Annotated in this window: 17 protein-coding genes; 1 reads left to right on the top strand and 16 read right to left on the bottom strand. The window is 61.0% G+C overall.

The window, feature by feature from the left end:
* Positions 1 to 3: 3 nt before the first annotated feature.
* The 6 genes from MTP43_RS01460 to MTP43_RS01435 form a co-directional block, all read right to left on the bottom strand.
* Complete coding sequence (locus MTP43_RS01460; RefSeq protein ID WP_212792392.1) at positions 4 to 3,300, bottom strand: DEAD/DEAH box helicase; 3,297 nt, start codon at positions 3,298 to 3,300, stop codon at positions 4 to 6.
* 383 nt (positions 3,301 to 3,683) lie between these two features.
* On the bottom strand, positions 3,684 to 4,844 hold the full coding sequence (locus MTP43_RS01455; protein WP_015537259.1) for a GGDEF domain-containing protein: 1,161 nt from the start codon (positions 4,842 to 4,844) through the stop codon (positions 3,684 to 3,686).
* A gap of 189 nt (positions 4,845 to 5,033) precedes the next feature.
* Complete coding sequence (locus MTP43_RS01450; RefSeq protein WP_015537258.1) at positions 5,034 to 5,423, bottom strand: metal-dependent transcriptional regulator; 390 nt, start codon at positions 5,421 to 5,423, stop codon at positions 5,034 to 5,036.
* A gap of 206 nt (positions 5,424 to 5,629) precedes the next feature.
* Complete coding sequence (locus MTP43_RS01445; protein WP_005921214.1) at positions 5,630 to 6,184, bottom strand: Fe-S-containing hydro-lyase; 555 nt, start codon at positions 6,182 to 6,184, stop codon at positions 5,630 to 5,632.
* A 13-nt stretch (positions 6,185 to 6,197) separates the two neighbouring features.
* Positions 6,198 to 7,037, bottom strand: coding sequence for a fumarate hydratase (locus MTP43_RS01440; protein WP_005921212.1), 840 nt, complete (start codon positions 7,035 to 7,037; stop codon positions 6,198 to 6,200).
* 15 nt (positions 7,038 to 7,052) lie between these two features.
* Complete coding sequence (locus MTP43_RS01435) at positions 7,053 to 8,225, bottom strand: NAD(P)-dependent malic enzyme (protein WP_015537257.1); 1,173 nt, start codon at positions 8,223 to 8,225, stop codon at positions 7,053 to 7,055.
* 263 nt (positions 8,226 to 8,488) lie between these two features.
* Between MTP43_RS01435 and MTP43_RS01430 the strand changes: the two genes are divergently transcribed.
* Entirely contained in the window at positions 8,489 to 9,652 is a 1,164-nt protein-coding gene (locus MTP43_RS01430) for a trigger factor (protein WP_223473967.1), read from the top strand.
* Between the two features lie 753 nt (positions 9,653 to 10,405).
* Here the strand turns inward: MTP43_RS01430 and pgsA are convergent.
* The 10 genes from pgsA to rplQ all read right to left on the bottom strand — a co-directional run bounded on the left by pgsA (position 10,406) and on the right by rplQ (position 20,457).
* Complete coding sequence (pgsA, locus tag MTP43_RS01425; protein ID WP_015537256.1) at positions 10,406 to 11,005, bottom strand: CDP-diacylglycerol--glycerol-3-phosphate 3-phosphatidyltransferase; 600 nt, start codon at positions 11,003 to 11,005, stop codon at positions 10,406 to 10,408.
* Between the two features lie 20 nt (positions 11,006 to 11,025).
* A complete protein-coding gene (gene rimO, locus MTP43_RS01420) occupies positions 11,026 to 12,351 on the bottom strand; it encodes a 30S ribosomal protein S12 methylthiotransferase RimO (protein ID WP_015537255.1) in 1,326 nt (441 codons plus the stop codon).
* 56 nt (positions 12,352 to 12,407) lie between these two features.
* Entirely contained in the window at positions 12,408 to 12,914 is a 507-nt protein-coding gene (locus MTP43_RS01415; protein WP_249235010.1) for a regulatory protein RecX, read from the bottom strand.
* Positions 12,915 to 14,093: a recombinase RecA gene (gene recA, locus MTP43_RS01410; protein WP_112090925.1), complete on the bottom strand. Its 1,179-nt coding sequence runs from the start codon at positions 14,091 to 14,093 to the stop codon at positions 12,915 to 12,917.
* Between the two features lie 116 nt (positions 14,094 to 14,209).
* On the bottom strand, positions 14,210 to 15,181 hold the full coding sequence (locus MTP43_RS01405; protein WP_249235009.1) for a N5-glutamine methyltransferase family protein: 972 nt from the start codon (positions 15,179 to 15,181) through the stop codon (positions 14,210 to 14,212).
* The gene (locus tag MTP43_RS01400) at positions 15,175 to 16,122 is read right to left on the bottom strand and encodes a DUF1385 domain-containing protein (protein ID WP_249235008.1); all 948 of its coding nucleotides are present in this window, start codon (positions 16,120 to 16,122) and stop codon (positions 15,175 to 15,177) included. The genes MTP43_RS01405 and MTP43_RS01400 overlap by 7 nt, the downstream gene beginning before the upstream one ends.
* Positions 16,123 to 16,351: 229 nt before the next feature.
* Entirely contained in the window at positions 16,352 to 17,776 is a 1,425-nt protein-coding gene (locus tag MTP43_RS01395) for a sensor histidine kinase (protein ID WP_249235007.1), read from the bottom strand.
* A gap of 89 nt (positions 17,777 to 17,865) precedes the next feature.
* Complete coding sequence (locus MTP43_RS01390; protein WP_249235006.1) at positions 17,866 to 18,570, bottom strand: response regulator transcription factor; 705 nt, start codon at positions 18,568 to 18,570, stop codon at positions 17,866 to 17,868.
* Between the two features lie 17 nt (positions 18,571 to 18,587).
* Positions 18,588 to 19,901, bottom strand: a complete 1,314-nt coding sequence (locus MTP43_RS01385; protein WP_249235005.1) for a hypothetical protein — start codon at positions 19,899 to 19,901, stop codon at positions 18,588 to 18,590.
* Between the two features lie 214 nt (positions 19,902 to 20,115).
* The gene (gene rplQ, locus MTP43_RS01380; protein ID WP_005921819.1) at positions 20,116 to 20,457 is read right to left on the bottom strand and encodes a 50S ribosomal protein L17; all 342 of its coding nucleotides are present in this window, start codon (positions 20,455 to 20,457) and stop codon (positions 20,116 to 20,118) included.
* Position 20,458: the final 1 nt, after the last annotated feature.

Raw genomic sequence — 20,458 nt, 5'->3', positions numbered from 1 at the left:
CCTTTATGCTTCTTCTCCCAGCAGCTGCAGCAGCTGTTCGGGGTTCATAGACAAAATCGCGCCGTCTGCCCCGCCGGTAACGGTGTCGGCCAGTGACTGCTTGGCCTGCTGCAGCTCCACGATCTTTTCCTCAATAGTGTCCTGCGCGATCAGCCGGTACACCTGTACCGGGTTGCGCTGACCGATGCGGTAGGCGCGGTCGGTGGCCTGATTTTGCGCGGCAAGGTTCCACCACGGGTCGTAGTGGATGACGATATCAGCGGCGGTCAGGTTCAGACCCGTACCGCCCGCCCGCAGCGAAATCAGAAAGACGTCCGCCTCGCCCTGATTGAACCGGCGCACCTGCTCGGCACGCACCGGCTTCGGGGTAGAGCCTTGCAGGGTGAAGTGGCTCACCCCGGCCTCGTCCAGCCGCTTTGCCAGCAGTTCCAGCATGGAGGTGAACTGGCTGAACAGCAGAATGCGGTGCCCGCCCGCCACTGCCTCGGTGACAAGTTCCAGACAGGCTTCCAGCTTGGCGCTGCTGCCGGTCCAGTTGTCTGCCACAAGACGCGGGTCGCAGCAAATCTCCCGCAGCCGCATCAGCACGGCAAACACGGTCATCTTGTCCTCCGGCTTTGCCGCCCGCAGCTTTTCCCGGGCGTCCACCACCGCTGCCAGATACAGCTTGCGCTGCTCGGTCTCCAGCTCAACGCGGCGCACGTTCTCGGTCTTGGGCGGCAGCTCCCGCAGCACCTCGGACTTCATGCGCCGCAGGATGAAGGGGCCGGTGAATTGGTTCAGCCGCCGCACGGCGTTGGCATCCTCGTCCTGCACGATGGGCTTTTCAAACCGGGCGCAGAAGGTCTTGTAGGGGGGCAGATACCCCGGCATCAAAAAGGAGAAGATGCTCCACAATTCGCCCAAGCGGTTCTCCACCGGGGTGCCGGTCAGGGCAAAGCGCACCCGGCTGTTCACCCGGCACACCGCCTTGTATTTCTGGGTGGTGTGGTTTTTGATGGCCTGCGCTTCGTCCAGAATGCAGGCGTAAAAGCTTTGCCCGGCATACAGTTTTTCGTCCCGGCGCAGCAGGTCGTAGCTGGTGATGACGATGTCCGCCTGCGCCCACCCATCGACCAGCGCGGCGCGGTGGGCGGCATCGCCGTCCATGGCAACACTTTGCAGCTGCGGGGTGAACTTCTGGCATTCCTCCTGCCAGTTCAGCACCAGCGACGCCGGGCAGACGATGAGGCTGGGCAGCTGCTGCCCGCCCTCCTTCATGGCCAGCAGGTAGCTGAGCACCTGCACAGTCTTACCCAGACCCATATCGTCGGCCAGAATGCCGCCCATGCCGTAGCCGTCCAGCGTGCGCAGCCAGCGGTAGCCGTCCCGCTGGTATTTGCGCAGGGTCTTTTGCAGCGAGAGCGGCGGGGTATACTCGCTGTCCCGCACGGCGTGGAAGCTGCGGCTGATGCGCCGGAAGGCATCGTCCCGGTCGAACCGCAAGCCGTTCTGCCCCGAAAGCGCCCAGTCCAGCGTGGGGGCACGGTAGAGCGGCAGGGCGGCGTGGCCGTCCTTCAGCTTTGCACCGGAAAGTTCCAGCGTGTCGTTCAGCTCGTCCAGCCCTTCCAGACTGTCATCCAGCCGCAGCAGACTGCCGTCCCGCAGGCGGTGGTAGCGTTTTTTCTGGTGCAGGGACTGCAAAAGCTCCCGCAGTTCCTCCACCGGGAACGCGCCGGTGTCCACTTCCAGATCCAGCACACTGCCGTGCACCGATACCCCTACCGAAATTTTAGGCGGGGCGGCTTGTAAGTTGCGGAAGGCATCGGTCTGGTACACCTCGCCCATGGCCAGCAGGGCGGGAATGCCCTCTTCCAGCAGCTGGAAAAGCGCCTCCTCCCCGGAAAGGCTGTAATGCCCCGGCTTGCCGGTCTCGGGTTCCAGATAGGTCTCCAGCAGGCGCTTTGCCCGGTTCTCGGTGCGGGCATCCCGCAAAAGGTCGGGCGGCACCGGCTCGCCGGGGGCTACCCTGTCCTCTCCGTACAGAAAGACCGGGTAGGCCGTGACGGTAAGCCCCCGATCGGCGTCCAGATAAAACTGCACCACCGGTTCCAGCGGGATCTGGTTCAGCAGCAGCCGGTCGGGGTCCACGATGTTGACCCGGTTGCCCAGTTCCGGCAGCACATAGCTGCAAAAAGCGGCGGCGTCTGCGCTGGTAAAGAACAAACTGCGCCCGCCAAAGGTGTCCAGTACCGGCAGCACCCGGCGGCATTCCTCCCGCTGCATCCGCCAGAGGGTACTTTCGCCCAGCAGATAGGCATAGTCCAGCCCCTGCACCCCGCTGAGTGCCGGGGTGCAGCTTAGCTGCACGCCGCCCTTGCGGCGTTCCACCTTCAGGCTGATGACCGGCAAGCCCTCTTTAAGGGTATAGCCGCCCACAACGCCCTCGGCGGCGTAAAGCTCCACAAGAGCATCCAGCCCTTCGCCGGTCAGCGGCAGACCACCCGCCGGGCCTTTCTCCCAGCCGGAGCGCACCGTGCCCTCGGCTTCAAACGCCTGCCGGGCGCTCACCTGACGGCGCAGCAGCCGCAGCAATTGCTGCGCATCCGGGGCAAAAGCGTCCCACCGGTGCACAAAGGCCAGCGACTTCCCGTAGCTGACGCTTTCGCCCCGCTCGATCGCATCCAGAAACTGCGGGATGCTTTTTACCAGATACTGCCGCCCGCCGATGCCATCCGAGACCCGCAGTCGCAGCCAGATACGGCCATTGTGCGGCGTAAGCTCCGGTTCCAGCAGAGCAAAGCCGGTGCGCTGGGCAGCGTTCTGGGGCTGGGGCTGCGCATCCTCCCGCTGGTAGCGCTTCAACAGCAGCTGGGCCTCATAGTCGGTCTCCGGCTCCTCGCCCCGCCACTTGCGGCCGAACAGCATATCCAGCCCGGCGCTGTAACTGTCCTTGCGGGGTTCGGTGCTCAAGCCTGCCACGCCCCGCTGCACCCCGGGGATGCTCTCCGGCTTTTTTTCCGGAGCAGGCGGATTTTTTTCCGCGTCCTGCAGCAGCAGCGCGCCAATGTGCTTACAGTAGGTGCCGTCGCCGTTTTGATTATAGGGGCAGTCGCAGGAGGCGCTGACAAAGCTGCCGTTTTCCCGCAGCCAGACCTGCGTATAATAGCAGTCCGGCCCGCTGCCCTGCACCAGCGCTGTCAGGTGCCGCACCCCGTCCTCGTTGGTGGTGCAGCTGCTTTGCAGGATGCGCTTGCGGTACTTCTGTGCCCGCTCAAAGATGCTTTTGCCCAGCAATGCGCGGATCTCCTGTGCGTCCATGTGGTCTCCCTCCCCTGTGCTGTCGCGGTTCCGGTCTATTCTATAAGAATACCGCGTTCCACCCCGGGATGCAAGGGCAGAAGGGTAAAAAACGTTTAGAAAGCGCGGGCGGGATGATTTTGAATGGCTTCCGCTACGCTCTAGCCATTTTCAGCGGAAGAATTATTTTGATTTGCAGTTTCGAAACGCCTGCGGGCGTTTCGAAATTGCTTTTTCACAGGAGGGGTCGTAGAGGAAAACGGCATTTGCAGTGCCTGTTTCCTGCGGAAACATCCGCACTGCGGGGTTGCTTCTTGGCTCTCAACAGGTCAAAGAAAAAGCACCCGCGAACGCCTTCGGGTGCCAATGCACAGACGGGAAGGGTTGCAGGTGCTTTCTTTATTTTAGGAAATTCCGCGCTTGCGGGTCTTGAGGTGGTACATTTCCTGATCGGCCTTATCGATCAGGTCGTGCACGGTGGCGATGTCCGGCTCAAGGCGGGCGCAGCCGATGCTGATCTCGATCTGGTAGGGCTTGCCGGAGGCGGCGTTGGCGGCGTCCAGCTCCCGCTGGATGGAGGCGATCAGGGTGCGCACCTCCACGCTGTTGCAGCCGCAGGCGATGCAAAATTCATCGCCGCCGTAGCGCGCCAGCACGCCGTTATAGTTGGCGCACACCTTTTTCAAAATGCCCGCCAGCAGCACCAGCGCAGCGTCCCCCTCCAGGTGGCCGTATTCATCGTTGATGTGCTTGAAGTGATCCATGTCCATCATGAGGAAGTGCAGCGAGCGGTTGGGGTGACGGCGGTAGTAGGGCAGTTCGCTTTCCAGATACCGCAGCGCCACGATGCGGTTGCTGACGCCGGTCAGGGTGTCCACCGTGAACTTGGTCTGCAACACCAGCACATACACGCACACCAGCCCCAGCGTAATGCCGCAGCACAGCAGCCCGCGCCCGGGCAGCCAGCCTTGCAGCAAAAAGCCTGCCGCCGGCGCAAGCGCGAGCAGCAGCAGGGTCTTCAGTTCCTCTTTGGGTGTTTCCTGCTTCCAGTTGCTCAGCGTCCAGCTGCAGCGGAGAAAGGCCGCCGCCAGATAGGCAAGCCCCACCAGCTTCGCCCCCCAGAACAGGGTGCTGCCCCGCAGCCCCTCTGCATCCAGATAGCAGAAGCCGTTTTCGTCCCGCGCTGTCAGCAGCGCCAGCAAAAGCAACGCCACCGGTGCGGCGCTGAGCGCCAGCCTGCGGCCGTCCTCCATCCATGTACGCCCCAGCTCTGCCTCCACATACAAAAACACCAGCAAGCAGCAACACGCCGCCAGCAGGTAAAACAAAATGCTGCCCCCGGCGTTCAGCCGGTAGGTCAGGGGGATGCCCAGATCCTGCCACGCGCCCAGCTGCGCCAGCGCACTGCCATGATCTACGATCGTCAGCGCCCCGGCAGACCACAGCAGCGCCGTGAACAGCCGCCCGGGCAGACTTTTATCCCGCATTTTCTGCTGCGCCCGCAGCAAGACCGCCAGCGTGACCAGACAGACCACACTGACCTGAGTATGGGCAATCGCATCCATGCCGCAACGCTCTCCTTTACCCTAGGGCGGCTTTGCGCCGTCCCGGCCCTTTTTCGCTCTTCCAACGTTCCTTTTCCGCACAGATTTATTGTACCAAATCCGTAACAGATATGCAACACAAACCGAAAATTTCATACAAAAAAAGACACCGGAACGTCTTTCGGCGTTCCGGTGTCTCTTGGAATCATATCACTTTGCCTGCGGATGGGCGGCGTCGTTGCGCAGGGCGCTTTCGCGGATCTTTTCCAGCGTCTGCTCGCTGAGGATGTGCTCTGCCTTGCAGGCGTCCTCGGCGGCGGTCTGCTCGTCCACGCCCAGCTGCACAAAGAAGTGGGTCAGCAGCTGGTGGCGGCTGTAAATGCGCTGAGCAATCTCCAGCCCGGGCTCCAGCAGGGTCAGGTTGCCTTCGCCGTCCACCGCGATATAGCCGTTCTCCCGCAGCTTTTTCATGGCGATGCTCACGCTGGCTTTGGTAAAGCCCAGCTCATTGACTACGTCAATGGAGCGCACTTTGCCCATACGCTGGCTCAGCATCAGGATCGTTTCAAGATAATCTTCTGCGGATTGGTGGATCTGCATGGTTTGTCCGGCCTCCTGCCTCATTCCCTCTGGGGGATTTTTCCGACAGGGGATGTGTACCCTCTGTCGTATGTTAAAGGATATCACACTTTTGCGGTTGATGCAAGTAATTCGCAGCAAGTTTTGTTAAACTAACCATATTTTTCTGCACAGAACTGCTGTTTTGCCGGTTTTGTGCCGCGCCTGTTTTGTGCAAAGGGTGCAATTTAGAGCGCAGCCAGATAGGCCGCAGGGCCTTCCTCGTACAGGTCGCCGCCGTGGGCATCCAGCACAACGGTCAGGGGCATATCCTGCACGGTCAGGCGGCGCACCGCCTCACAGCCCAAGTCCGGCCATGCGATCACTTCCAGCGTCTGCACGCTTTTTGCCATCAGCGCACCGGCACCGCCCAGCGCAGCCAGATACACCGCGCCGTTGCGCACCACAGCTGCCTTGACGGCGGCATCCCGCTTGCCCTTGCCGATCATGATCTTGTTGCCAAGATCCAGCAGCCGGGGGCTCATGGCGTCCATGCGCCCGCTTGTGGTAGGCCCTGCCGAGCCGATGACTTCGCCCGGGCGTTCCGGGGTGGGACCCACATAATAGATGGCGCTGCCTTCCAGATCAAAAGGCAGGGTCTCGCCCTTGTCCAGTGCTTCCATCATCCGCTTGTGTGCCTGATCCCGGGCGGTGTACACCACGCCGGAAAGCAGTACGGTATCCCCCGCTTTCAGCGGGGCAAGATCCTGCGCGGTGCAGGGGGTAGTCAGTCTGTATTCCATCGTTCTCCCCTCCTTACAGCTCCGCGCTGGCGCGGCGGGTCACATGACAGGAAACGTTCACAGCCACCGGCAGACCCGCCACATGGGTGGGCATCTGCTCAATGGCAAGGCCAAGGCAGGTGGTCTTGCCGCCAAAGCCCTGCGGGCCGATGCCCAGTGCATTGATGGCGGCAAGCAGCTCCTGCTCCAACTGGGCGTAGTAGGGGTCGGGGTTGGGGATATCCAGCGGGCGCAGCAGCGCCTTTTTGGCAAGATACGCCACCTTGTCAAAGCTGCCGCCCACGCCGATGCCCAGCACGATGGGCGGGCAGGGGTTGGAGCCCGCCAGCTTTACGGTATCCACCACGAACTTTTTAAAGCCCTCCACGCCGTCGGCGGGCTTGAGCATCTGGATGCGGCTCATGTTCTCGCTGCCAAAGCCCTTGGGTGCTACCGTGATACGGCAGCCCTCGCCGTCCACCAGATGCACCGTGATGGCCGCCGGGGTGTTATCGCCGGTGTTGCCCCGGCGCAGCGGGTCGGCCACGATGCTCTTGCGCAGGTAGCCATCGGTGTAGCCCCGGCGCACGCCCTCGTGGATGGCGGCTTCAAAGCTGCCGTCAATGTGCACATCGGTGCCCAGCTCCACGAACACACAGGCCATGCCGGTATCCTGACAGATGGGCAGGTCTTTCTCCTTTGCAGCGCCAAGGTTCGACCACAGCAGGTCTAATGTGTTCTTTGCCAGCGGCCACGGCTCTTCTTCCCGCGCCTTTTCCAGCGCGGCCTGCACGTCCTGCGGCAGCTGGGTGTTGGCTTTAATGCAGAGCCGCGCCACCGTATCCGTAATGCTCTGTGCGGAGATCGTTCTCATGCCTGTATCCTCCGCTTACAGTCGTGCCACGCCGGTCTCGCGGGCAGCCTTTGCCACGGCATTTGCCACAGCCTCGGCCACGCGGGGGTCGAACGCACCGGGGATGATGTTCTCCTCGCTGCGGTCGGCATCGGTGATGAGGTCTGCAATGGCGTAGGCAGCAGCCAGCTTCATCTCATTGTTGATATCCCGGGCGCGGACGCTGAGCGCGCCCTTGAACAGGCCGGGGAAGCACAGCACGTTGTTGACCTGATTGGGGAAGTCGCTGCGGCCGGTAGCCATCACCCGCACGCCGCCGGCCTTGGCTTCGTCCGGCATGATCTCCGGGGTGGGGTTTGCCATGGCAAAGACGATGGCGTCCTTGTTCATGGTCTTGCACAGCTCGGTGGTCAGGATGCCGGGGCGGGACACACCGATGAACACATCTGCGCCTTCCAGCGCTTCCTTCAGGCCACCCTTGATCTGGCGGGGGTTGGTCACCTCGCCCAGCCAGTTCTTGTGGGCTTCGGCGCTGTTGCAGCCCTTGTACAGGGTGCCGAACTGATCCACCGCAATAATGTCCTTGGCACCGGCGGTCATGAGCATCTTGATGATGGCGGTACCGGCAGCGCCGGGGCCGTTCAGAACGATGTGCACGTCCTCCATCTTCTTATTCACCACCCGCAGGGCGTTGATGAGGGCAGCAGTGACCACGATGGCGGTGCCGTGCTGGTCGTCGTGGAACACGGGGATGTCCAGCTCCCGCTCCAAGGTCTCCTCGATCTCGAAGCACTCGGGACTCTTGATGTCCTCCAGATTGATGCCGCCAAAGGTGGGCGCAATGGCCTTGCAGGCGGCGATGACACTGGCAGCATCGTGGGCGTCGATGCAGATAGGGAAGGCGTCCACGCCGCCGAACTCCTTGAACAGCACGGCCTTGCCCTCCATGACCGGCAGACCGGCCTCCGGGCCGATGTCGCCGAGGCCCAGCACGGCGGTGCCGTTGGAGACAACGGCTACCATGTTGCCCTTGAAGGTGTACTTGTACACGTCCTCCGGGTTTTCCTTGATCTTGCGGCAGGGCTCTGCCACACCGGGGGTGTAGGCGGTGGACAGGTCGTCACGGGTGGCGACTTCCACCTTGCTCACGATGCCCACCTTTCCCTTGTGGGTCTCGTGCATTTCCAGAGCTGCTTTATTGTAATCCATGGTTTTATCCTCCAATTTCAGCAAAAGGCTTTCCCCCGCAGGGAAAGGCTCATACAGTTTTATTGTAACAGAACCGTCCGGGTATTTCCACCGGTTTTGCGGCATTTCCCGCCTCAAAGCGGGCAAAAGTGATACCTGTGCCGGACGGCATTTGTGGAATTTTCGCAAAAATCTTTTCTTTTCGCATTTTTCCGTTATAATAATAAGGTATGACATTTGCATTCTCCGTGAAAACGGTCTGCTATTTTTAGGAGGTATCTCTTTTGAAACGCATTACCAAGATCCTGTTGTGTGCGCTGTGCGCGGTGGCTGCTGTGCTGTGCGTAGCTGCGGCCTGCTTTATGCTGCTCAAAAAGCAGAGCGGCACCACGGCATCCTCTGCCGCATCCGGCGCAAGCGTGTCCATCTACGGCAAGGTGTCAGATTTCGACTACGCCAGCTTCGATTATTCTGAGGGGCTGGACGATAACGGCCACTGGACCGGCATCCGCGCACTGGACTATGTGACGTTGCCGGAGGATGTGTCCGCGCTGCCGCTTTCCAAGGCCGACATCGAGCCCACCGAGGCCGAGATCCAGACTCAGATTGACACTTTGCTGAACCAGTACGCCACCACCCAGAACATCACCGACCGGGCAGCCCAGAGCGGCGACACCGTGAACATCGACTATTCCGGCGCGGTGGATGGCGTAGCCTTTACCGGCGGCACCGCCACCGGCTACGACCTGACGCTGGGCAGCCACTCCTTCATTGACGGCTTCGAGGATCAGATCATCGGCCACAACATCGGTGACACCTTTGATGTGACCGTCACCTTCCCGGAGGGCTACGGCGACTCCACCGATGCCGAGGGCAACACCATCACCCTCAGCGGCAAGGAGGCCGTGTTCAGCGTGACCCTGAACGCCATCACCCAGAGCGTTGTCCCCACCCTGACCGACAAGTGGGTGGAGACCAATTTTGCCGCCAGCGACGACCTGCACACCGCAGACGCCCTGCGCCAGTACTTTGACAGCGCCCTGTACGCCAACAATCTGGACAACGCCGCGATGGACTACCTGCTCACGAACTCCACCTTTAAAGAAGTCCCCACCCAGATCACCAGCTACTACATCCGGATGTTCCTGAACTACCACTCTCAGCTGGCTACCCAGTACGGCATGGAGCTGGACGCCTACGCACAGGCCAAGGGCTACGCCGATGCCGACGCGATGCTGGCGGATTCCGACGCTTACTTTGAGCATCTGGCCAAGCAGGATCTGGTCTTTCAGGCCATTGCGGAGCAGCTGGACATCACTCCCACACAGGAGCAGATCGACAGCGCCAACAGCTCCTACGCCGACACCTACGGCGCACAGCGCAGTATGCTGAACGCCTTGCAGCTGGCAGTGTTGGACAAGGTGGAGGAAAGCGCCGTGCTTTCCTGACAGCATCTATAATTTTAGAAACCCGGAGCGTCTGCGGATGCACCGGGTTTTTCTTTTTCACGAGAGGGGCGTGAAGGGAAGCAGCAGATGTAGCGTTGCTGCTATGGCAACTTTCTGCTTGCTTTCAGCGTGCAAAGACGCTCCGCTGGGCCAGAGGCAGGGAGGGGTGTTCCGAGTCCCCCCTCCCTACCTCTGGACTCCACCCACCCCGCAACGGGCCAAGGGCTGCTCGCCCTTGACAATCCTAAAGAAGAAGTCGAAGCACAAAAAAGCTAGCGCTGCGCCAGTCGGCGCTATCGCTTTAACGCTTTTTTCGCTTCTCCATTTATAGCCCCTCAGTCGCTACGCGACAGCTCCCCCGAGGGGGAGCGGGCACGCCCGCACACTTTGCGGTTGAGCCGGAAACTTTGTCGCCATGCCAAAGGCTCCCCGGGGGGAGCTGTCGAGCGTAGCGAGACTGAGGGGCTTCAAATCGGCGGAGCCGGAAAAAACTGAAGATTCACGCCGAACAGGCGTGAATCTTCAGTCTTTTCCGGTGTAGCTCACTTCTTTGGGGTTAAAAGGGGCGAGCAGCCCCTTTTTCGTGGCTCCAGCGCGTCGAAATCGCTGGCACTTTTCTGGTTCTCTTTTGGTGTCAAAAGAGAACATCCCCGGCTACCACCTGCTACCCCTGCGGAGGGCATTCCAAATCATCCCACACAGTCAAAAGGCCGCTGCACGGTGAAGTGCAGCGGCCTTTGGTTTTCCACATTTTTACTTGGCGGTGTTGATAAAGCTGCGGTTATCCCACAGGTACTTGATGCCGGAGATGGCGGTCACAGCGGCCACCAGCCAGCACAGGGCGATGGAGACCACCACCACGATGGAAACACTGTCCACCGTACCGCGGTAGCTCAGTGCCGTGCCAAAGAAGTAGAAGATGATGCTCAGCATCTGCAGCACGGTCTTTACCTTGCCCCACATATTGGCGGCGATGACCTTGCCGTCCTTGGCACCGGCGGCCACCATGCGCAGGCCGGACACCGCAAACTCGCGGGCCAGAATGATGCACAGCACCACGGGGCTGCACACGCCGTCCCGCAGCATGTAGATAAAGGCCACGGTGGTCAGCAGCTTGTCGGCCAGCGGGTCGGCAAACTTGCCGAAATCGGTGACCATGTGCCACTTGCGTGCCAGATGGCCGTCCAGATAGTCGGTAAAGCTGGCAGCAGCGAACACGATGCCGGCCAGCAGGTAGAAGGTGGCGTTAAAATTGCCATCCACGATGCTGTCCAGACTGGTCAGGGACACAAAGATCATGAACACCGGCACCAGAATAATACGGGTCAGGGTAAGTTTATTGGGCAGATTCATAGGTTTTATCCTCCAATTCGTTATTTTACGACTGTACCATACAGATCGTAAAGGTCGCTGTCCTCTACCAGCACATCATAGAACTGGCCGGGGTACAGCGGTTCCTCGCTGGAAACGCAGACGCAGCCGTCCACTTCCGGCGCATCGCCGGTGGTGCGGCAGAGGTACAGACCGTTTTCCTCGTCGATGCCGTCACACAGAACGTGCACGGTCTGGCCCACCTTTTCGGCCTGCTTCTGCGCCATGATGCCGGTCTGGATCTGCATTACCAGCTCGGCGCGCTTGTCCTTGACTTCCTGCTCGATCTGACCGTCCATCTTGGCTGCCACAGTGTTCTCCTCGGCGGAGTAGGCAAAGCAGCCCAGACGGTCGAACTGCACCTCCTTGACGAAGTTGCACAGATCCTCGAACTGCTCCTCGGTCTCGCCGGGGAAGCCCGCGATCAGGGTGGTGCGCAGGGTGATGCCGGGGATCTCGCGGCGCAGCTTGCCGATGACCTCCAGCAGCTCCGCACGGGTGGAGCGGCGGTTCATGTTCTTGAGGATGGTATCGTTGCAGTGCTGGATGGGCAGGTCGAGGTAGGGCACCACCTTCTCGTTGCGCTTCATGGCGGCGATGAATTCATCGGTGATGCGCTCCGGGTAGGCGTACATGATGCGGATCCATTCCAGCCCCGGCACCTTGTTCAGCTTGTCCAGCAGCTCACAGATGCTGCCGGGTTTGCCCCAGTCCTCGCCGTAGGCGGTGGGGTCCTGCGCCACAACAATAAGCTCCTTCACGCCCTCACCGGCCAGCCAGCGGGCTTCGGCAACGCAGTCGGCCATATCGCGGCTGTGCAGCGGGCCGCGGATGCCCGGGATGGCGCAGTAGTGGCAGCGGTTGTTGCAGCCCTCGGCGATCTTTAAGTACGCATAGTGGGCGGGCGTGCCGATGACGCGCTTGCCGCCCAGCGGGAAGTCCTTTTTGGCGCCGTAGCTTTCCAGATGATCCTCGCCGTGGAACAGCCGCTCCACGATGGTATCAATGGCCTTGTTGGAGGCGCAGCCTACAACGGCGTCCACCTCCGGGATCTCTTCCTCGATCTGGCTGCGGTAGCGCTCGGCAAGGCAGCCGGTAACGATGACCTTCAGGTTCGGGTTCTGCTGCTTATAAGCGCAGGCTTCCAGAATGTTTTCAATGGCCTCGGTCTTGGCGCTCTCGATAAAGCCGCAGGTGTTCACAAGGATGACATCGGCTTCGGCCAGATCGGCCACAGTCTCGTGCCCGGCAGACAGCAGGATGTGCACCATCACATCCAGATCCACCTGATTCTTCGGGCAGCCAAGGGAAATACACGCAATTTTCATAAGGGATGATACTCTCTTTCTCTTTTGAGGGATGCTTTTAAAATTTTACGGGAGGGTCATTCCTCCTCCACCCTGCGGATGGCTTCTTTAATGGTGGTGTAGGCAAAGCCGCGGCGCTGCAGCGCCGCCACCACAAGGTCGCGACGGCCGATAGCAAGCTTTTTGCGGTAGCGGCTGTCCACCAGCGCGGCGGCGGCTTCCAGCTCCGGGTCGTCGCCGCCGTCCTCCGGGGCGTAGACCGCTTCCAGCGCACCTGCCACCTCGGCGGGGGCAAGCCCCTTCTGGCGCAGGCTCTGGGCGGCGGCGCGGCGGCTTTTGCGGGCAGCCAGCAGACTGTGTGCCCGTGCTTCGGCGTAGCGGGCATCGTTCACATAGTCCAGCTGCACCATCTCCGCCACAGCGGCAGCAGCAGCCTGCTCGGTATAGCGGCGGCACAGCCGCTCATACAGCATATTGGCAGAGACCTCCTGCCCGGCCAGCGTTTCCAGCGCGCTGGCCCGCGCCTTGGCGGGGTCTGCACACTTTTCCGCATCCGGGCGGGGTCGGCGGCGGTAGAAGGCCATTTAGTCCTCCACCATGATATCCAGCTCGCTCTCGCTGCTGCGGGCGGGTGCCTTGACCACCGGCTCTTTTGCGGCGGCAGGGTCGGCGGGCTTCTCCGCTGCGGCGGCTGCGGCGCGGCCTGCCGGGCGGCGGGTGGCGTACAGCTTATCGGCGTTGGCGCGGATCTGACCCTCGATGTCATTGGCGATCTCGGGGTTATCCTTTAAGAACTGCTTGGCGTTGTCGCGGCCCTGACCCAGACGGATATCGCCGTAGTTGAACCATGCGCCGCTCTTCTGCACGATGCCCAGCTTGACGCCCACATCAATGAGCTCGCTCATTTTGGAGATGCCCTCACCGAACATGATGTCGAACTCGGCTTCACGGAACGGCGGAGCCACCTTGTTCTTGACGATCTTGGCACGGGTGTGGTTGCCGATGAACTGGCCGGAGGAGTCCTTCAGACCCTCCACGCGGCGGATGTCGATACGCACCGAGGCGTAGTATTTCAGGGCGCGGCCGCCGGTGGTCACCTCCGGGTTGCCGTACATGACGCCCACCTTCTCACGCAGCTGGTTGATGAACACGCAGACCGTGTTGGTCTTGCCGATGACGCTGGTCAGCTTGCGCATGGCCTGACTCATCAGACGTGCCTGCAGACCCACATGGCTGTCGCCCATCTCGCCCTCGATCTCGGCGCGGGGCACCATGGCGGCTACCGAGTCCACTACGATGGCGTCGATGGCACCGGAGCGCACCAGTGCTTCGCAGATCTCCATGGCCTGCTCGCCGGTGTCCGGCTGGCTGACCAGCAGGTTGTTGATATCCACACCCAGCGCCTCGGCATAGGTGGGGTCCAGTGCGTGCTCAACGTCGATAAAGGCCACCTCGCCGCCCTTCTTCTGGGCTTCAGCAAGGATGTGCAGTGCCAGCGTGGTCTTACCGCTGGATTCCGGGCCGTACACCTCGATGATGCGCCCGCGCGGCACGCCGCCCACGCCCAGCGCCAGATCCAGCCCCAGACTGCCGGTGGAAATGGCATCCACCTGCATGGAGGCGTTGTCGCCCAGCTTCATGACGGCACCCTTGCCGAACTGCTTTTCGATCTGCGCCAGCGCCGTAGCCAGCGCGTCCTTCTTGGCTTCCGGCTCGGTCTTTTGGGTGGCCGGTGCAACGTTGTTGTTCTGATTTTTTGCCATAGCCTGCTGCTCCTTTTATCCTTTGGGCCCGCAGAGGGCGGGCTGTCCTTCGCTTTCCTTCTTAGTATAACACAAAATCAAAATATTACAACAAGAAGTTGTTTGTTTTTTCCAATTTATTTTGCGCGATAGGCGATCACGCAGCGGTCGTTGCCGCCAAAGTCCTGTATGCAGCGGATATCTGCCCATCCGTTCTCTGCCAGCAGGGCGCTTACAGCTTCCCGCTGCTGCCAGCCGATCTCCAACACCAGCGCCCCGCCGGGGCACAGCGCATTTTGGTAGTGCTGCGCCAGCGCCCGGTAGAACACAAGGCCGTCCTCCCCGGCTTCCAGCGCCATAGCAGGCTCCTGCGCCACCTCGGGCTGCAGCTGCTCCATCTCGGCGGCGGTCAGGTAGGGCGGGTTCGAGACGATGAGTTCCAGCTGCCCCTCCGGCAGGGTTTCCCAGTAGGTGAACAGGTCGCCCTGCACCGGCTGCACCGCGTAGACGGGCTTTTTGCCTGCCCGCAGCGCGTTCAGCGCCGGGCCCCAGTCCAAGGCCGGGGCATCTGCCTGTTCAAGCGCAGAGGGTTCCAGCACGTTCTCGGTCTGTCTGCCCTGCCCGGTCAGAGCGCAGCGGGCGTTCTTTTCCAGATAGACAAAGGCCGCAGGGCTTTTTTCCACGCAGGTCACCTGCGCGGCGGGACAAAAGCGCTTGACTCCCAACCCCAGACAGCCTGTCCCGGCGCACAGGTCCAGCACCCGGGGCGCTGCAATGCCCGCAAGGGTCTCGGCGGCGGCCTGCGCCACCACCTCGGTATCTGCCCGGGGACAGAGCACCCCGGAGCCTACCGCCAGCTCAAAATCTAAAAAGCTCCAGCTGCCGCAGAGGTATTGCAGCGGCTCCCGCGCGGCGCGGCGGGTGCAGAGGGCTTCCAGCGCCGCCGCCTGCTCTGCGGTCAGCGGACGGTCGGAAAGCCGCACGTCCCGCCCGGTCGCCAGCCGGAACAGCTCCCGCGCGTCAAAGTCCGCGTCCGGGCAGCCTGCGGCGGTCAGCCGCTGTTCCACCTCCCGCACCGCTGTGCGGGGGAGCATTGCTTCGTTTACCATTTGCCTTCCTCCGGGTTTTCGGGCAGCACGGGGGTGATGGCGGCAATGGCTACCTCGATCATGCTGTCGTCCGGCTCAAAGACGGTAAGATGCTGCACCCAGATGCCCGGCTGACGGATGATGCGGGTAGCAATGTTATCCGACCGGCCGCACCACTTGAGCAGCTCGTAGCTGATGCCCATGACCAGCGGCAGCAGCAGCAGCTTGCACACCACCCGCAGGCCGATGCTGCCCCACGGCAGCACGCTGTACAAAAACACGCTGACGATGACCACCAGAATGAGGAAGCTGGTGCCGCAGCGGGGGTGGAAGCGGGTGTACTTGCGCACATTCTCCACGGTCAGCGGGTCGCCCGCCTCGTAGCAGGCAATGGTCTTGTGCTCTGCACCGTGGTACTCGAATACGCGGTGGATCTCCTTCATTTTAGAGATGCCCACCATATAGGTCAGGAAGATGGCCACCTTCAGCACGGCTTCCAGCACCACCTTGCCCCATCGCCCTAGCGGCAGCAGACGGTTCACCCCGCCCACAAGGAAGGTGGGCAGCACGGTGAACAGCAAAATCGCCAGCAGACCGCCCAGCACCGCCGCCACGGTCAGCAGCGCGTTCTCAGCTTTTTCGCCCAGATGCTCCCCCACCCATTTTTCAAAGGCGGTCTCCTCCTCGGCGGGGTCGTAATCGTCCCCCATGCTTACCTGTGCCGAGTACATCATGTAGCGATAGCCCACGATCATGCTCTCGATCATGGAAATGGCGCCGCGCACCAGCGGAATCTTCGTCCATACCCCGTGGGTGGGGGTGGGGTCGAGCTTGGTCTCAATGGTCCCGTCCGGTTTGCGCACGGCACAGCACATCTGCTTGGGGCCGCGCATCATGATGCCTTCCATCAGTGCCTGCCCGCCCACGCTGGTCTTAAAGCGTTCCTTTTTAGGTTGATTCATTGGCTTCTCCCGATATCCGTCCCTGCCGCTTGCAGCAAAGAACGGTCTTTTTTGTATTTTATCCGGGGCATATCCCCGAGCAAAGCTCATTCTAGCACACAAATGTGACAAAATCTGTAGTCCGTGGCACTGCTGTACGAAAATCAAATGATACCACTTGACCTGAGATAAAAGCCTTCCCCCGTCCGGGGGAAGCCTTCATCCAGAAAATTGCTTTTTATGGCGCTGCTCACGCCTTATGGTACAGCGGCAGACCCAAGGTGACTACCGTGCCGCGCCCGAGGGTGCTCTTGATATCCAGCATGCCGTCCAGCGCGGTCATGATGGAATCCACCAGCGCCAGACCGATGCCGCTGCCGCGCACCGAGTTGCTGCCCTTGTAGAACTTGGTCTTTACGTTTTCCAGATCCTCCGGCGGAATGCCGCGTCCCTGATCGATGATCTCCACAAAGGCTTTGTACTCCCCTGCCCACAGCTTGACCGTAATGCGCCCGCCGGGGGCGGAGTATTTGATGGCATTATCCAGAATATTGATGAACACCTGCCGCAGACGGTCCGGGTCGGCGTAGACGGGGATCATCTCCTCCGGCTCGGTGTAGTGGAGCAGCAGCCCCTCCTGCCGGATGCGCGCCTCGCAGAAGAGCACCGCATCGGTCAGCTCTGCCACCAAGTCCAGCGGGCGGCACTCCATGCGGATGCGTCCATTCTGCAGGCGGCTGAAATCCAGCAGCTCCTCCACCATATTGTTCAGCCGCCCGGTCTCATTGTTGATGATCTCCAGCCCCTTGCGGTAGTTCTCGTCGGTGGGGTCGTCCAAGGTCATCAAGGTCTCCACCCAGCCCCGGATGGAGGTAAGCGGGGTGCGCAGTTCGTGAGACACCGAGCTGATGAACTCGTTCTTCATCTTCTCGGTCTCTTCCAGACCCTCAGCCATCTGGTTGATAGTGCCGCGCAGCCGGTCCACCTCGTCGTGGGGGTCGCCGGTCAGGGGCAGACGCACATCCAGTTCGCCCCGGGCGATGCCGGCGGCGGTGCGCTCCACCTGCCCCAGCGGCACCACGATGCCCCGCACAAAGTACAGTCCGGACATGACCGTGAACAGCAGGATCGCCACCGCAATGAACACACTGACGATGACGGCGTTTTTGACCTGCCGCTCCACCAGCGCCAGACTGGTGACCAGCCGCAGAGCCGCCACGTCCTCGGCGTCGTAGGGCACCAGCGAGCAGGCCGCCATGACCATCTCGCCGGACTGGGTGCGGTACACCGCCACGCCCAGACCGTCCGGCGCACCGAGCGCCTGTTCAAAGTCCCTGCTGCTGACGATGCCCTCCGCGTCCGTACCGCTGGAGGAGGCGATCACGCTGCCGTAGCTGTCCAGCAGCATGAACTCGTATTTATCCTTATCGGCAAACTGTTCCACCATGCGCCGCAGCGCCAGACTGCGGCTGACCGCCGCGCTCTGGGCGGTATCGCCGGTATACATTTTCAGCTGACCGGTCACCGAGGAGAACCGTCGGTACATGATCTGCTGCACACTGCCGTAGTAGCTGCGGGTATAGCTGTACAAAAACATTGCCTCGGCCAGCAGCACCACCAGTACGGTGATGAGCAGGTTGCCCCGCAGCCAGCGGCGGGTGATACCGCTTCGCATAACAGTGTCCTCCTTTCGGTGAGTATAGATAATAAAAAATATTTTTTTGTGATTCAGGAAAGTCCGTAGGACTTTCCTGAATCACATTTTTATTCTTCCCACCGGTAGCCATAGCCCCACACGGTCATGATGTGGGTAGGGTGGCTGGGCTCGTCCTCCACCTTCATGCGCAGGCGGCGGATGTTCACATCCACGATCTTTACATCGCCGAAGTAGTTCTCGCCCCAGACGCCTTTCAGGATCTTTTCGCGCACCAGCGCAGTGCCCGGGTTGCGGAAGAACAGCTCCATAATCTGGAACTCTACCTGTGTCAACTCAATGGGCTGACCGGCCTTCAGCAGCACGCGGCGGTTCTCGTCCAGCACGAACTCGCCGCTGGTCAACGTGCCCAGTGGGGTGTTCCCGTTGCTGTCCTCCTCCTTGGTGCGGATCACCCGGCGGCACAGCGCCTCCACCCGCGCCAGCAGTTCGCTGACGCTGAAAGGCTTGGTCATGTAATCGTCTGCGCCGATGGACAGCCCGCGGATCTTATCCTGCTCCTGCCCCTTGGCGCTGAGGATGATGATGCCGATCTGCTGGTCGGTGCGGCGGATGGTCTCGCACAGCGAGAATCCGTTCATGCCCGGCAGCATCACGTCCAGAATGGCGGCATCGCAGCCGGGTTTCTGCGCCAGCAGCGGCAGGGCGGCTTCGGCGCTTTCAGCCTCCACCACCTCCATCCCCGCATGGCGCAGGTTCAGGGCGATCATATCGCGGATATTGGTTTCATCTTCTACAACAAGCACTCGTACCATGCAGCATCCTCCATTCCTTAATTCAGCAGATACAACGCCTTGGAAAGGCGATAGTTTGTGTCGGCAAGCAAAACGTCCGGGCCCATTCTGGCCTGCAGCTGGCGGGACGCCACCACGCCGAGCCTTGTCCAGCCGGTAGAATTGGCCGAGGTCCTTGCCAGCCGTACCGTCAGCACCAGCTCATCCTCGTCTACGGTGCGCAGCTCCACTGCACCGTCATATTCCTCGCTGTCGGTCAGTTTCAGGTTGCCCTCCCACTCGGCGGGCAGCTCGATATAACAGTTGGTCTCCTCGTCCAGCAGGCCAAAGCTTTTTTCCGGGTGGCTGCTGGTGTAGTCCATCCAGACGATAAAATCCATGCGACGGCTCTGGCTCAGGTTCAGCAGACCCGCCTCGTCCGGCTGGGTGGGGATCTCCACGATGCCGTCTCCGTCCAGATCCCGGCTGACCAGCGTGGGCACGTTGCGCAGAGAGACGTTATACAGCCGCTGGCTGCTGATCCTTGTGGCGGGCACCATTTGCTGGCTGTTCTCGTCGTAGCACAACAGCACCGAAGCCAGATTGTTGCCGGAAATGCCGGTCCAGCCGTCCAGCACCAGATAATGCCGCCCGTCTGCGCCTGCACCCGCCGCCACCGAAGCGCAGCCGGAAAACTTATCTGCGGAAAGGCCGTTGACCGCCACCTGCCGGAAGCTGCCCTCCCGGTCTGCGGTCAGCAGCTCGATCTGCACACTGCCGTCCTCCTGCGTGGACATCAGGATCAGATCCTGACTGCTGCCGCCGGTGATATTTTCCACCAGATACTGCTCGTACTGCTGTTCCAGAATGGTGGACAGAGTGCCGTCCTGATAGGAGTACACCGCCAGATAGTGGTCATTCTGGGCAGCGGTATAGCCCACCACCAGCTGGCAGCTGTCTGTATCCTGCAATTGGGCAAGGCTGACGTTCTCCACCGTTTCGGCAAGACCTTCCACGCTCTGGCGCACCTGCCAGCTTCCGGCATCATCCCGCTGCAAAATGGCTACGCAGACGTTGGCGGTCTGGGCGGTGGTATACAGCACCGCCGCATCCTGCTGACCGTCACCGTCCAAGTCCTGCAGCACAAAGGGGGAAAGCAGCTCGCCCTGAATAGGATATTTCAGCTGGGCACTCTCCCCCAGCCAGTCGTTCAGGGCAGTTTGCAGTGCGCCGTAATCGCCGGAGAGTTTCGGGGCGCGCAGCAGTTCCTCTACCTGTGCCTTTTCGTTGGCCGGCAGCAGCGTCTGGCAGCTGCACAGCAAAACACACAGCAGCGTACACAGCACCAGCCGCAGCCTGCGGGTTCTGTTCATACCGGTCAACCTCCTTCCGGGCATAAAATACTATTTTCAGTATACCACACTTTGCGGACACAAAAAAGGGGGTGGGACATATCCGGCAAGCTTGCGCGTGGGACGATTTTGAATGCGCGCCGCGACTGAGGGGGTAAAACACAAAAAAAGAAACCACTGCACAAAAGCTGTGCAATGGTTTCTCTTGTTACTGTATCAAACAGTCAGAGCAGGATCAGACGAGCTCCAGAACTGCCATCTCAGCTGCATCGCCGCGGCGAGCGCCGATCTTGATGATGCGGGTGTAGCCGCCGTTGCGGTCAGCGTACTTGGGGCTGATCTCGTCAAACAGCTTCTTTGCAACATCTTCCTTGGTGATGTAGGCGTAGACCTGACGCTTGGTGTGCAGGTCGCTGGCCTTGCCAAGGCTGATCATCTTCTCGGCCATGGAACGAACGTCCTTAGCGCGAGTGACAGTGGTCTCAATCTTGCCATTCTCTAACAGGTAGGTAACCATAGCGCGCATCATAGCGTTGCGGCTGTCGCTGGTTCTACCGAGCTTTCTGGTACCGGGCATC

Source organism: Faecalibacterium sp. IP-1-18 (genome assembly GCF_023347355.1).
GTDB classification, from domain to species: domain Bacteria; phylum Bacillota; class Clostridia; order Oscillospirales; family Ruminococcaceae; genus Faecalibacterium; species Faecalibacterium prausnitzii.
The sequence above is the reverse complement of the archived record's forward strand: the minus strand, read 5'-3'. Positions and strand labels throughout refer to the sequence as shown.